We start from the raw sequence: 12,989 nt of genomic DNA, 5'->3' as shown, positions 1-12,989 counted from the left end.
GTCCTTTCAGGCGGCGGTCAGCGGAGCCGACTCAGATGTCGAGGAAGCGGACGTCCTTGGCGTTGCGCTGGATGAAGGAGCGACGAGCCTCGACGTCCTCGCCCATCAGCACCGAGAACAGGTCGTCGGCCTGCGCCGCGTCGTCCAGCGTGACCTGGCCGAGTACACGGTGGTCCACGTCCATGGTGGTGACGCGCAGTTCCTCGGCGTTCATCTCGCCCAGACCCTTGAAGCGCTGGATCGAGTCTTCCTTGATCCGCTTGCCGTTCTGCTTGCCGAGCTCCACCAGCGCGTCGCGCTCGCGGTCCGAGTACGCGTACTCGAAGTCGTCCCGGCCCCACTTGATCTTGTAGAGCGGCGGGCGCGACAGGTACACGTGACCGGCCTCGACCAGCGGCCGCATGAAGCGGAAGAGGAAGGTCAGCAGCAGGGTGTTGATGTGCTGGCCGTCGACGTCGGCGTCCGCCATCAGGATGATCTTGTGATAGCGGAGCTTCTCGATGTCGAAGTCCTCGTGCACACCGGTACCGAAGGCACTGATCAGCGCCTGGACCTCGGTGTTCTGGAGGATCTTGTCGATACGGGCCTTCTCGACGTTCAGGATCTTGCCGCGGATCGGCAGGATGGCCTGGTACATCGGGTTGCGGCCGGACTTCGCGGAGCCACCGGCCGAGTCGCCCTCGACGATGAAGATCTCGCACTTGGTCGGGTCGTTCGACTGGCAGTCGGACAGCTTGCCCGGCAGCGAGGCGCTCTCCAGCAGACCCTTGCGACGGGTGAGGTCGCGGGCCTTGCGGGCCGCGACGCGCGCGGTGGCCGCCTGGATCGACTTGCGGATGATGTCCGCGGCCTCGACCGGATTGCGGTCGAACCAGTCGTTGAGGTGCTCGTGGACGACCTTCTGCACGAAGGTCTTGGCCTCGGTGTTGCCCAGCTTGGTCTTCGTCTGGCCCTCGAACTGGGGCTCGCCCAGCTTGACCGAGATGATCGCCGTCAGACCCTCGCGGATGTCCTCGCCGGCGAGGTTGTCGTCCTTCTCGCGCAGCAGCTTCTTGTCGCGCGCGTAACGGTTCACCAGACCCGTCAGCGCCGCACGGAAGCCCTCCTCGTGCGTACCGCCCTCGTGCGTGTGGATCGTGTTCGCGAAGGAGTAGACCCCCTCCGTGTACTGCGAGTTCCACTGCATCGCGATCTCGACCGAGAGCATGCGCTCCTTGTCCTCGGCCTCGACGTCGATGACGGTCGGGTGGATCAGCTCGCCCTTGCGCGAGTTGAGGTACTTCACGAAGTCGACGATGCCGCCCTCGTAGTAGTACTTCACCGTGCGCGCGGTCGGCTCGGCCGTGTCCGCGTCGGGGTCGTCCGCGCCGACCGTGGCCTTCGCCGACTCGCGCTCGTCGGTCAGCGACAGGGTGAGGCCCTTGTTGAGGAAGGCCATCTCCTGGAAGCGCCGCGACAGCGTCTCGAAGGAGTACTCGGTCGTCTCGAAGATGTCGCCGTCGGCCCAGAAGGTGACCGTGGTGCCGGTCTCGGCGGTCTCCTCGTTCTTGGCCAGCGGAGCCGTCGGCACGCCCAGCTTGTAGTCCTGGGTCCAGCGGTGGCCGTCCGTCTTGACCTCGACCGCGACCTTGGTCGACAGGGCGTTCACGACGGACACACCGACGCCGTGCAGGCCGCCGGAAACGGCGTAGCCGCCGCCTCCGAACTTGCCGCCCGCGTGCAGGACCGTCAGGACGACCTCGACGGCCGGCTTGCCCTCGGACGGAACGATGCCGACCGGGATACCGCGACCGTTGTCGACCACGCGCACCCCACCGTCGGCGAGGATCGTCACGTCGATGGTGTCCGCGTGCCCGGCCAGCGCCTCGTCGACCGAGTTGTCGACGACCTCGTAGACGAGGTGGTGCAGACCACGCTCACCCGTCGAGCCGATGTACATACCCGGCCGCTTGCGGACCGCGTCCAGGCCCTCGAGGACCTGGATCGCACTGGCGTCGTAATTCTTCTCGTTGGAGTCGCCGGAATCGGCCACGAAGCGCCCTTTCTGGCACAGCGCAGCCCGTACTCCGGACCAGCAAATGCGCCGGCGGGAGCGGCCGCGTCGTTCTGCGTTGTCTGCGTGATCCCGCGAACGGGCGGGATTCGCTTCAGTCTACCGGTACCACGGACATGAATGGGGGTTTGCCGGTACCTGAGTCCGCATGTGCCGCCCTGAACCTCCTCTCTCCGACTCCCCACATCCGGGAAGGGGCTCAAAGAGGCTCACGCGGGCACCCAGCCCTTCGGGCTGTCAACCTCCGACTACCGTGAGGGACGCCACCCGAATCTGCCGATCTCCAGCCCCGCCGGCATGCGAGGCACGGGGTCGGGGGCGGAGCCCCGGACCCCGCGGAGCGGGCGGTACGTACCCGCTCGCGCGGGGTCGGAGGGAACCCGGCAGGGCCCGTCAGCCGTAGGTGTCCCCGGGACCCTTGCTGCCCGGCGCCCGCCAGGGCCCGTACCCCTTCGGCCGCCCACCGGGACCGTGCACCTTGATCATCCGCACCGTGCCCTGCCCCAGATCCGCGTTCAACCGCGCGACCAGCTGCGGAGCCAGCAGCTTCAGCTGCGCCGCCCACGCCGAGGAATCGCACCGCACGACGAGTTCACGGTCCTCGTACCGCTGCGGTTCACAGTGGGCCGCGATCTCCGGGCCGACGATCTCCGGCCAGCGCTCCATCACGCCCGCCACCGCCATCGGCATCTCCCAGCCGCGTTCGGTGCGCAGCCGGTCCAGCGCCGCCATCAACGGCATCGGGTCCCGGCCGTCCGCACGGGCCCCCGAGCGCAGCCCCGGCTGGTGGCGCCGCTTCCCGCCGGCCGCGTTGCCCCGGGCCCGCGCCTGCTCCCGCGCCGCCGCCAGGGCCTGGCGTGCGAGGTCCACCCCGGAGACCTCCGGGCTCCTGCGACCCTCCTGCGGGTCCTTGGCCTGCTCGTTCACAGCCGGGTCACCTCACCGCCGGACACCCCGAACCGCGATCCCACCAGCACCCCCGGGACGTCGTCGTCGACCGCCGCCGTCACCAGTACCTGCTCGCCGGGGGCCACCAGCTCCGCCAGCCGCTCCCGGCGCCGTGTGTCCAGCTCCGCGAACACGTCGTCCAGGATCAGCACCGGCTCGCTCCCCTCCGAGCGCAGCAGCTCGTACGAGGCCAGCCGCAGGGCCAGCGCGTACGACCACGATTCCCCGTGGCTGGCGTACCCCTTCGCGGGCATTTCGCCCAGCCGCAGCTGCAGGTCGTCACGGTGCGGGCCCACCAGGGTCACACCCCGCTCGATCTCCTGCTTGCGCACGTCGGCCAGCGCCGCCAGAAGCACCTCGTAGAGGGCCTCGCGGGTGCGCGCCGTACCGCTGTCCACCGGCTCGCCGGCCGAGGACCGGTACGCCAGCCCCAGCGGGCCGCCGCCGGGCGCGAGCTGCTCGTACGCCTTGTCGGCGAGCGGCAGCAGCGTGGCGATCAGATCCAGTCGCTGCGCCAGCATTTCCGCGCCCACGCGCGCGAGGTGCTGGTCCCACACGTCGAGGGTGGACAGGTCCAAGGAGCGCCCGCCGTGCCGGCGGGCCATCGCCGCGGACTTCAGCAGGGTGTTGCGCTGCTTGAGCACCCGTTCGTAGTCGGAGCGGACCGCGGCCATCCGCGGCGAGCGCGCCGTGACCAGCTCGTCCAGGAACCGCCGCCGCTCGCCCGGGTCGCCCTTGACCAGGGCCAGGTCCTCCGGTGCGAACAGCACCGTCCGTATGATCCCCAGCACGTCCCGGGGCCTGACCTGCGAGGACCGGTTGATTCGGGCCCGGTTGGCCCGCCCGGGATTGAGCTCCAGCTCCACGAGCTGCTGTCGCTCGCCCTGGGTGACGGCCGCGCGGATCACCGCGCGGTCCGCGCCCATCCGTACGAGCGGGGCGTCCGAGGAGACCCGGTGGCTGCCGAGGGTCGCGAGGTAGCCGATCGCCTCGACGAGGTTGGTCTTGCCCTGGCCGTTGGGGCCCACGAAAGCGGTGACGCCCGGGTCGAGGGGAACCTCGGCCCGGGCGTACGAGCGGAAGTCGGCCAAAGAGAGATGCGAAACGTGCATACGGCGCCGACCTCCCCCGGCTTCCCACTGCTTGCTGTGGTGCTGTGCTGCTGTCTTCCTGCTGCCGTTCTGCTCCGCCGAGCGCTAGGCCTTCTCGACCGCGTGGCCGCCGAACTGGTTGCGCAGCGCGGCGATCATCTTCATCTGCGGGGAGTCGTCCTGCCGCGAGGCGAACCGAGCGAACAGCGAAGCGGTGATCGCGGGCAGCGGCACGGCGTTGTCGATCGCAGCCTCCACCGTCCAGCGTCCCTCGCCCGAGTCCTGCGCGAAGCCCCGCAGCTGCTCCAGGTGCTCGTCCTGGTCGAGGGCGTTCACGGCCAGGTCCAGCAGCCAGGAGCGGATGACGGTGCCCTCCTGCCAGGAGCGGAAGACCTCGCGGACGTCGGTGACCGAGTCCACCTTCTCCAGGAGCTCCCAGCCCTCGGCGTAGGCCTGCATCATGGCGTACTCGATGCCGTTGTGGACCATCTTCGCGAAGTGGCCGGCGCCGACCTTGCCGGCGTGCACCGCGCCGAACTCGCCCTCGGGCTTGAGGGCGTCGAAGATCGGCTGGACCCGTGCGACGTGGTCCTTCTCGCCGCCGTACATCAGGGCGTAGCCGTTCTCCAGGCCCCACACCCCGCCCGAGACGCCGCAGTCGACGAAGCCGATGCCCTTGGCCGCCAGCTCCGCGGCGTGCTTCTCGTCGTCGGTCCAGCGCGAGTTGCCGCCGTCGACGACGATGTCGCCGACCGACAGCAGTTCGGCGAGCTCGTCGACCGTGGACTGGGTGGCCGCACCGGCCGGGACCATCACCCACACGACGCGAGGGGCCGGCAGGCTGTCCACAAGCTCCCGCAGGCTGTGGACATCCGCGAGGTCCGGGTTGCGGTCGTATCCGATGACGGTGTGGCCTGCGCGGCGGATGCGCTCGCGCATGTTGCCGCCCATCTTGCCGAGACCGACGAGACCAAGCTCCATCAGGTGGTTCCTTAAGCGTTGTGGCCGTCTTTGCCTGGGCTTCCCCGGGGTGTGTCCTCGCCGGACGCGCAGGGGGTCGCCCACCGGATCCGAGCCTACGCCCGGCCGCCTCGGCGGGCCGTACGGGCGCTCCATGGGGGCCGGTCCGGCTTTCGGGGCTTTGCGGGTTCCCGCGTCCAGGGCCCGGCGCCCTGCCCTGCTGTGGACGGCGTCGGGCCCGGTCCCGCTGCGTGCGAGACCGGGCCCGACGTCGACAGGTGGGGCGTCAGCCGGACAGTCGCACCGGCATGATCAGGTACTTGTACGCCTCGTCCGCTTCCGCGTCGATCGCCGGGCGGCCGCTGAGCAGCGCCGGCTTGGTCGACGTGGTGAAGCTGAGCTGGGCCACCGGGGAGGCGATCGCGCTCAGGCCGTCCAGCAGGAAGGTCGGGTTGAAGGCGATCGAGATGTCGTCGCCGTCCAGCTGGGCGTCGACCCTTTCCACAGCCTGTGCGTCGTCGGAGGAACCGGCCTCCAGGATCAGCACGCCCTTCTCGAAGCTGAGGCGGACCGGGGTGTTGCGCTCGGCCACCAGAGCCACGCGCTTGACGGCCTCGACGAAGGGCGCGGTCTCGATCACGGCGATCGAGTTGAACTCCGTCGGGAACAGGGTCCGGTACTTGGGCAGGTCGCCCTCCAGCAGCCGGGTGGTGGTGCGGCGGCCGGCGCCCTCGAAACCGATCAGGCCCTCGCCCGCACCGGATCCGGACAGCGCCAGGGTCACGGTGTCACCGCTGGTCAGCGAGTTGGCGATCTCCTGGAGCGTCTTGGCGGGCACCAGGGCCACGGCGGACGCGTCCGGGTTCTCCGGCTTCCACAGGAACTCGCGGACCGCGAAGCGGTAGCGGTCGGTGGAGGCCAGGGTGACGCGGTCGCCCTCGATCTCGATGCGCACACCGGTCAGCACGGGCAGCGTGTCGTCACGGCCGGCGGCGGTGGCCACCTGCTTGGCGGCGGAGGCGAAGACCTCGCCGGCCACGGTGCCGGTCGCGGTCGGCATCTGCGGCAGTGCCGGGTACTCCTCCACAGGCAGGGTGTGGAGTGTGAACCGCGAGGAGCCGCAGACCACGGTCGCCCGTACACCGTCTGTGGAAATCTCCACCGGGCGGTTGGGGAGGGCGCGGCAGATGTCGGCGAGCAGCCGGCCGGAGACCAGGACGGTGCCGTCCTCCTCGACGTCCGCCTCGACCGAGACGCGGGCCGAGACCTCGTAGTCGAAGCCGGAGAGGCTCAGGGTGCCTTCCTCGGCCTTGAGCAGCAGGCCCGCGAGAACGGGCACCGGCGGCCGGGCCGGGAGGCTACGGGCGGCCCAAGCCACCGCCTCCGCGAGTACGTCGCGCTCCACCCGGATCTTCACCGGAACCGCCTCCTGCTGTTGCTCGCTCGTCTGCCGGCCTTCGTCGTCGGCTCGTCGATGCCTCGACCGATGCCGGGGACCAGTCTGACGCACTGCGCCGACAGTCGGTGCGGCCGGCGGTCAAGTCGGGAGCGAGGCGTCGGGGCGGGCGATCGACGAGTTGTGCACAGGACCCGCTTGAAAACCGAAACCGGCCTAACTCTCTATGGGGGTAGTAGTAGGGCCTGTGGAAACGGTGGATAAGCCTGTTTTCGCAGGTCAACCCCAGTTTTTTATCCACCGACCCTGTGGGCGACACCGGTGGACAACCCCGTGTCTCTGTGGAGAACAGAAAGTTCTGCACAGGCTGTCCCCAGGGGACCCCAACTACTCCACAGGTGTGTCCCCAGCTTTCCCCCGGTACTCCACAACCCAAACGTCTACATCCGTGTGACGGCTTTCACTCCGGGCGGTGAGAGGGGGTGGTGTGTTGCCGAACAGTGGACAAGGGTGTGGAGAAGACACCGGATCCTGTGCACAGGACGTGGAAACCTGTGGGCCGACGGTGGACAACGCCGTGGACAGTGCTGTGGACGAAATATTTGTCCACAGCCTGTGGACAGTCTTTGTGCACAATTCCACAGGGTTCTGACCTGCCCTGATGGGGACTCACCCCGCACCCCTGTGGACAGATTGTGGGCGACGCGGGGCGTCCCCAGGGTGTGGACGGAAGAAAGTCTCCCAATCTGTGGATGAGTTGCTCCCGCGGGGGCGTATTCGAACAGGTCAGGGGCGCGCGAACGAAGAAGGGCGCCCCCGTTGTGGACCGGGAGCGCCCTCTGCATGCGTTTGAAGGGGCCCTGAAGCAGCCCCGAACCAGGTCTCGGCGGGCCGAGCTCAGGCGTTCTTGATGCGGTTCGTGAGCTCGGTGACCTGGTTGTAGATGGAGCGGCGCTCGGCCATCAGAGCGCGGATCTTGCGGTCCGCGTGCATGACGGTCGTGTGGTCGCGGCCGCCGAACTGCGCCCCGATCTTGGGCAGCGACAGGTCGGTGAGCTCCCGGCACAGGTACATGGCGATCTGCCGGGCGGTGACCAGCACCCGGCTGCGCGAGGAGCCGCACAGGTCGTCCACGGTCAGCCCGAAGTAGTCGGCGGTGGCCGCCATGATGTCGGAGGCGGTGATCTCCGGTGCGCTGTCCTCGCCGCCCGGGATCAGGTTCTTCAGGACGTCCTCGGTCAGGCCCAGGTCGACCGGCTGCCGGTTCAGGCTCGCGAAGGCCGTGACCCGGATCAGCGCCCCCTCCAGCTCGCGGATGTTGCGCGAGATGCGGGAGGCGATGAACTCCAGTACCTCCGGCGGGGCGTTGAGCTGCTCCTGGACCGCCTTCTTGCGCAGGATGGCGATACGGGTCTCCAGCTCGGGCGGCTGGACGTCGGTGATCAGGCCCCACTCGAAGCGGTTGCGGAGCCGGTCCTCCAGGGTGACCAGCTGCTTGGGCGGCCGGTCGGAGGAGAGCACGATCTGCTTGTTGGCGTTGTGGAGCGTATTGAAGGTGTGGAAGAACTCCTCCTGCGTCGACTCCTTGCTCGCGAGGAACTGGATGTCGTCGACGAGCAGGATGTCCATCTCGCGGTAGCGCTTGCGGAACGCGTCGCCCTTGCCGTCGCGGATGGAGTTGATGAACTCGTTGGTGAACTCCTCGGAGCTCACGTACCGCACCCGGGTGCCGGGGTACAGGCTCCGCGCGTAGTGCCCGATGGCGTGCAGCAGGTGCGTCTTGCCGAGGCCCGACTCCCCATAGACGAAGAGGGGGTTGTACGCCTTCGCCGGTGCCTCGGCCACGGCGACCGCGGCGGCGTGCGCGAAGCGGTTGGAGGCGCCGATGACGAAGGTGTCGAAGAGGTACTTGGGGTTCAGCCGCGCGGTCGGCTCCAGCGGGCCCGAGGTGGAGCCGCCGGACGGGGACGGGGGCGGCGAGGGCCGGCCCGGGGCCTGGCGCGGCGCGGGCTGTTCGTACTGCTGGGGCTCGTAGCTCTGCTGCTCGTACTGATGGCCCTGGTGCTGCTGCTGGGACTCGTACTTCTGCTGCTCGTACTTCTGCTGTTCGTAGGAGCCCTGGTCGTAGCCGGAGGGCTCGGACTGCTGCATGTAGCCCGGCTGCGGGGAGGCGTACGGGTCGCGCTCGGGGAAACCGCCGAGGCGCGGCTGCTGCCAGCCGTAGTCGTCCTGCTGGCCGCCGCGGGGCCAGGCGCCGGGCTCGGGGCGCTGCTGCTGGTAGTCCGGGTAGGCGGGGCGGGCGGTGGGAAGCTGGTCGTCACCGTTGCCGCCGCCGGGGCGCTGGCCGCCGTAGGGCTCGTAGCCGCCCTGCTGCTGGGGCGGGGAGGGGGGCGCGGGCTCGCCGGCGGAGTCGTCCACCGTGATCGCGATCCGGATGGGGCGGCCGCACTCCCGGCTCAGCGCGTCACTGATCAGCGGGGCGAGGCGGCCTTCGAGGACGCGCTTGCCCCATTCGTTGGGGACGGCGAGCAGTGCGGTGTCGGCGACGAGTGCCAGGGGCTGACAGCGTTCGACCCACTGCTTGTCCTTCGGTTCGATCCCCGGCTGTCCCTCCCCGAGGAGCTTCTCGAGCACCCTTGGCCACACTGCGGCAAGATCGGCAGGTACGTCAGCCACAGAGCACGCTCTCTCACAGGGGTCCCACGAATGTGTGGTTCTTTGGGACGGTCGGGACAAAAAATCCGGGGTCAGGCAACGGTAGTCAGGCCAGCGGGTACGGTTCAAGTCGTTGTCCACAGCCTGTGCACAGTGTGGGGCCACGTCGACTCGGTTTGACCGGATGGCGTAGCCGCGCGTACCGTAACGAGGTCGAGTTGTCGATGGCTGCTGCCGCCTGCCTACCGATGGGCGAAGGTCACTTTCAGTGATCATTTAGCGGTGCCACTCGGGCGAACACGCGAGTTTCCTCGTGGGCGCACGGTGACAGCCAGGCGATGTCCCGCCACAACGATTCATTCTCTGGAGCCCCCGAGTGAGCAAGCGCACCTTCCAGCCGAACAACCGCCGTCGTGCCAAGACCCACGGCTTCCGCCTGCGGATGCGTACCCGTGCCGGTCGCGCGATCCTCGCGAACCGTCGTGGCAAGGGCCGCGCCGCCCTTTCCGCGTAACAACACGCAGGTCGTGACGTCGTGCTGTCTCCCGAAAATCGGCTGAGGCGGCGCGAGGACTTCGCGAGCGCGGTACGTCGAGGTCGTCGGGCTGGTCGCCCGCTCCTCGTCGTCCACCTACGTACAAGCGGTGCAACGGACCCGCACGAGCCGGGGGAGATCGATCCCTCGACGCGTGCGGGTTTCGTCGTCAGCAAAGCTGTCGGCAATGCCGTCATACGTAACCGGGTGAAGCGCCGTCTTCGCCATCTGGTCCGTGAGCGGCTGCCACAGCTGCCCCCCGGTAGCCTGGTGGTGGTACGAGCGTTGCCCGGAGCGGGCGATGCCGGCCCCGACGAGCTGGCCCGGGACCTGGATGCCGCTCTGGTGCGGCTCCTGGGAGGCGTGGCTCGATGAAGTACCCGCTGCTCGCTTTGATCAAGCTGTACCAGTGGACGATCAGTCCGCTGCTCGGGCCGGTGTGCCGCTACTACCCGTCGTGTTCGCACTACGGGTACACGGCCATCGACCGGCATGGTGCGGTGAAGGGGACGGTTCTGACCGCCTGGCGGATCCTGCGGTGCAATCCGTGGTCCCCGGGTGGTGTGGACCATGTCCCACCCCGTAAACGCCCGCGTTGGCACGAGCAGCTGCGCAGTGCGTTGCGTAGATCTCGCAATGCTCAAGGAGCCTGATTAGTGGACACGATCGCCGGTCTGTTCAGCTTTATCACCACACCCGTTTCCTGGATCATCGTCCAGTTCCACTCGCTCTACGGTGCGGTCTTCGGGCCGGACAGCGGGTGGGCCTGGGGCCTGTCCATCGTGTCCCTGGTGATCTTGATCCGTATCTGCCTGATCCCGCTCTTCGTGAAGCAGATCAAGGCGACGCGGGGTATGCAGGCGCTCCAGCCGAAGATGAAGGCGATCCAGGAGCGCTACAAGAACGACAAGCAGCGTCAGTCCGAAGAGATGATGAAGCTGTACAAGGAGACGGGTACCAACCCGCTCTCCTCGTGCCTTCCCATCCTGGCGCAGTCCCCGTTCTTCTTCGCCCTGTACAGCGTGCTCTCCAGCATCGCCAGCGGCAAGGAGATCGGCTACATCGACGGTCCGCTGCTGGCCAGTGCGCGTCAGGCCCACATCTTCGGTGCTCCGCTGGCGGCGAAGTTCACGGACAGCGCCGCGAAGGTCGCGACCCTGGACGCCTCGATCACCGATGTGCGCATCGTCACCGCCATCATGATCATCCTGATGTCGCTGTCGCAGTTCTACACCCAGCGTCAGCTGATGCAGAAGAACGTCGACCTCTCGGTCAAGACGCCGTTCATGCAGCAGCAGAAGATGCTGATGTACATCTTCCCCGTGATCTTCGCGGTCATGGGCATCAACTTCCCCGTCGGTGTCCTCGTCTACTGGCTGACCACGAACGTGTGGACCATGGGCCAGCAGATGTACGTGATCAACCAGAACCCGACGCCGGGCAGCAAGGCGCAGGACCAGTACCTGACCCGCCTGCTGAAGCACATCAGCTCGCACGGTGACGTGAAGGGCCGGAGCAAGAAGAAGATCGTCGCGGCGATCGTTGCCAAGGGCCCGGACCGCAATGACAACGAGCGCAAGTTCATCACCGCCCTCACCAAGCAGGGCCTGGCGGCCCAGCCCGACGGCAGTGTGATCAAGAGTTCCGAGGCCACGGCAGACTCGGATGCGGCGAGCGGCGGTACGGCCAAGCGGCAGCAGCCGAAGCGCCAGTCGAAGTCGCAGCGTCAGACGCCCAGCAAGCCCTCTCCCAAGAAGTAAGAAGGAGTCCCTCCCGTGACGGAAGGCACCACCACCGCCGCCGCTGAGAGTGGCGACACCCTGACCCGCCTTGAGCAGGAGGGTGAGATCGCGGCCGATTACCTCGAGGGTCTGCTGGACATCGCCGACCTGGACGGCGACATCGACATGGACGTCGAGGCCGACCGGGCCGCGGTGTCGATCGTCAGCGACTCGGCCGGCCGCGATCTGCAGAAGCTCGTGGGCCGCGACGGTGAGGTTCTGGAGGCTCTGCAGGAGCTGACCCGCCTCGCCGTGCACCGGGAGACCGGGGACCGCAGCCGGCTGATGCTGGACATCGCCGGGTTCCGTGCGAAGAAGCGCGAGGAGCTGGCGGTGCTGGGCGCCCAGGCCGCGGCGGACGTGAAGGCGTCCGGCGAGCCGATGAAGCTGGCTCCGATGACCCCGTTCGAGCGAAAGGTCGTCCACGATGCCGTGGCGGCCGCCGGTCTGCGCAGCGAGTCCGAGGGCGAGGAGCCGCAGCGCTTCGTCGTTGTGCTTCCGGCCTGATCGCCTGCGAGATGTGTTCGGCCCCGTCTGTGTCGCAGACGGGGCCGATGTTTGTCAGCCTGGCCTGACAGGCGAACGACGCTTCACCTTGAAGACGTGGTTCTTCAGAACCATGCGTACGGAAGGACGGTCCCCGTGACGGAGGCAGCTGAGCTTCCCCCGGCGCCTGAACAGGCGCGCGCGGTGTTCGGTGAGTTTTTCCCGGAAGCTGTGCGGTACGCGGAGCTGCTGGCGGACGCAGGAGTCAAGCGGGGCCTGATCGGGCCGCGCGAGGTGCCGCGCCTGTGGGAGCGGCACCTGCTGAACTGCGCAGTGCTGTCGGAGGTGGTGCCCCAGGGCGTCACGGTGTGCGATGTGGGCTCGGGTGCAGGGCTGCCCGGTATCCCGCTCGCTCTGGTGCGTCGGGATCTCAAGATCACGCTGCTCGAACCGCTGCTGCGGCGTACGACCTTCCTTCAGGAGGCCGTGGAGCTACTGGGTCTGGATCACGTCACGGTGATGCGCGGGCGGGCCGAGGAGGTCCTGGGCAAGCTCCAGCCGGTGCACGTGGTGACGGCGCGGGCGGTGGCTCCGCTGGACCGGCTGGCCGGCTGGGGCGTACCTCTGCTGCGCCCGTACGGCGAGATGCTGGCGCTCAAGGGCGACACCGCGGACGAGGAGCTGGTGTCGGCGAAGACGGCGCTGGCGAAGCTGGGTGTGGTGAAGACCTCAGTGCTCCAGGTCGGCGAGGGCCTGGTGGACCCGCTGACGACAGTGGTGCGGGTCGAGGTGGGAGAGAGCCCCGGCGGGGTGAGGTTCGCGGCCAAGCGGGCTAAGGCAGCCCGGGTGGGACGTACCCGTCGCCGCCGGTGATGGTCGTCTGATTCTCTGCGGACCGGGGCCCGCACGGATATTTGATCCGTGTTGGGCCCTATAGGTATGGATTTCGGAGTGTCGTAGCGGCCCGAAGACCCTGTCTGGGTACTGGCCGGGCATCGTGTTTCACGTGAAACGTCGCTCTCTGCTGCACGGAATCATCAGCCGCGGTCGTGCGGCCGCGTCCCCCCTCAACCGCAAGGACGCA

At 68.2% G+C, this 12,989-nt stretch carries 11 protein-coding genes and 2 pseudogenes; 6 read left to right on the top strand and 7 right to left on the bottom strand.

The window, feature by feature from the left end; genetic code table 11:
- Nucleotides 1–31: 31 nt before the first annotated feature.
- The 7 genes and pseudogenes from gyrB to dnaA (IE257_RS39525) all read right to left on the bottom strand — a co-directional run.
- Nucleotides 32–2,053, bottom strand: coding sequence for a DNA topoisomerase (ATP-hydrolyzing) subunit B (gene gyrB, locus IE257_RS27205; RefSeq protein WP_030383918.1), 2,022 nt, complete (start codon nt 2,051–2,053; stop codon nt 32–34).
- A 393-nt stretch (nt 2,054–2,446) separates the two neighbouring features.
- The gene (locus IE257_RS27200; protein WP_189972532.1) at nt 2,447–2,980 is read right to left on the bottom strand and encodes a DciA family protein; all 534 of its coding nucleotides are present in this window, start codon (nt 2,978–2,980) and stop codon (nt 2,447–2,449) included.
- A complete protein-coding gene (gene recF / locus IE257_RS27195) occupies nt 2,977–4,113 on the bottom strand; it encodes a DNA replication/repair protein RecF (RefSeq protein ID WP_189972531.1) in 1,137 nt (378 codons plus the stop codon). Before recF ends, IE257_RS27200 begins: the two co-directional genes overlap by 4 nt.
- A gap of 84 nt (nt 4,114–4,197) precedes the next feature.
- Nucleotides 4,198–5,073, bottom strand: a complete 876-nt coding sequence (gene gnd / locus IE257_RS27190; protein WP_189972530.1) for a phosphogluconate dehydrogenase (NAD(+)-dependent, decarboxylating) — start codon at nt 5,071–5,073, stop codon at nt 4,198–4,200.
- A 265-nt stretch (nt 5,074–5,338) separates the two neighbouring features.
- On the bottom strand, nt 5,339–6,469 hold the full coding sequence (dnaN, locus tag IE257_RS27185) for a DNA polymerase III subunit beta (RefSeq protein ID WP_030956769.1): 1,131 nt from the start codon (nt 6,467–6,469) through the stop codon (nt 5,339–5,341).
- Between the two features lie 876 nt (nt 6,470–7,345).
- Nucleotides 7,346–8,515: pseudogene (dnaA, locus tag IE257_RS27180) on the bottom strand (chromosomal replication initiator protein DnaA); the annotation flags it as partial.
- 11 nt (nt 8,516–8,526) lie between these two features.
- Nucleotides 8,527–9,124 (bottom strand): annotated as a pseudogene (gene dnaA, locus IE257_RS39525) (chromosomal replication initiator protein DnaA); the annotation flags it as partial.
- A 355-nt stretch (nt 9,125–9,479) separates the two neighbouring features.
- On the opposite strand from dnaA (IE257_RS39525), the gene rpmH reads away from it, so the two are divergent.
- The 6 genes from rpmH to rsmG all read left to right on the top strand — a co-directional run bounded on the left by rpmH (nt 9,480) and on the right by rsmG (nt 12,778).
- Nucleotides 9,480–9,617 (top strand): 50S ribosomal protein L34, encoded by a 138-nt coding sequence (gene rpmH, locus IE257_RS27175; protein WP_008741645.1) that lies wholly within the window; start codon nt 9,480–9,482, stop codon nt 9,615–9,617.
- A gap of 21 nt (nt 9,618–9,638) precedes the next feature.
- Nucleotides 9,639–10,013, top strand: a complete 375-nt coding sequence (rnpA, locus tag IE257_RS27170; RefSeq protein WP_189972528.1) for a ribonuclease P protein component — start codon at nt 9,639–9,641, stop codon at nt 10,011–10,013.
- Nucleotides 10,010–10,291 (top strand): membrane protein insertion efficiency factor YidD, encoded by a 282-nt coding sequence (gene yidD, locus IE257_RS27165; protein ID WP_075970728.1) that lies wholly within the window; start codon nt 10,010–10,012, stop codon nt 10,289–10,291. The genes rnpA and yidD overlap by 4 nt, the downstream gene beginning before the upstream one ends.
- A 3-nt stretch (nt 10,292–10,294) precedes the next feature.
- Nucleotides 10,295–11,398 (top strand): membrane protein insertase YidC, encoded by a 1,104-nt coding sequence (gene yidC, locus IE257_RS27160; protein WP_189972527.1) that lies wholly within the window; start codon nt 10,295–10,297, stop codon nt 11,396–11,398.
- Between the two features lie 15 nt (nt 11,399–11,413).
- Nucleotides 11,414–11,926: a Jag family protein gene (locus tag IE257_RS27155; protein WP_189972526.1), complete on the top strand. Its 513-nt coding sequence runs from the start codon at nt 11,414–11,416 to the stop codon at nt 11,924–11,926.
- A gap of 135 nt (nt 11,927–12,061) precedes the next feature.
- A complete protein-coding gene (gene rsmG, locus IE257_RS27150) occupies nt 12,062–12,778 on the top strand; it encodes a 16S rRNA (guanine(527)-N(7))-methyltransferase RsmG (protein ID WP_189972525.1) in 717 nt (238 codons plus the stop codon).
- Nucleotides 12,779–12,989: the final 211 nt, after the last annotated feature.

Origin of the sequence: Streptomyces avidinii, assembly GCF_014650695.1 — a bacterium.
Lineage (GTDB): Bacteria > Actinomycetota > Actinomycetes > Streptomycetales > Streptomycetaceae > Streptomyces > Streptomyces avidinii.
Note: the sequence above shows the minus strand (reverse complement) of the source record. Positions and strands in the feature narration are given on the sequence as shown.

Coding starts and splice junctions, on each gene's coding strand:
- recF (WP_189972531.1), bottom strand. CDS start 4,113: ATGCACGTTTCGCATCTCTCTTTGGCCGACTTCCGCTCGTACGCCCGG.
- gnd (WP_189972530.1), bottom strand. CDS start 5,073: ATGGAGCTTGGTCTCGTCGGTCTCGGCAAGATGGGCGGCAACATGCGC.
- yidD (WP_075970728.1), top strand. CDS start 10,010: ATGAAGTACCCGCTGCTCGCTTTGATCAAGCTGTACCAGTGGACGATC.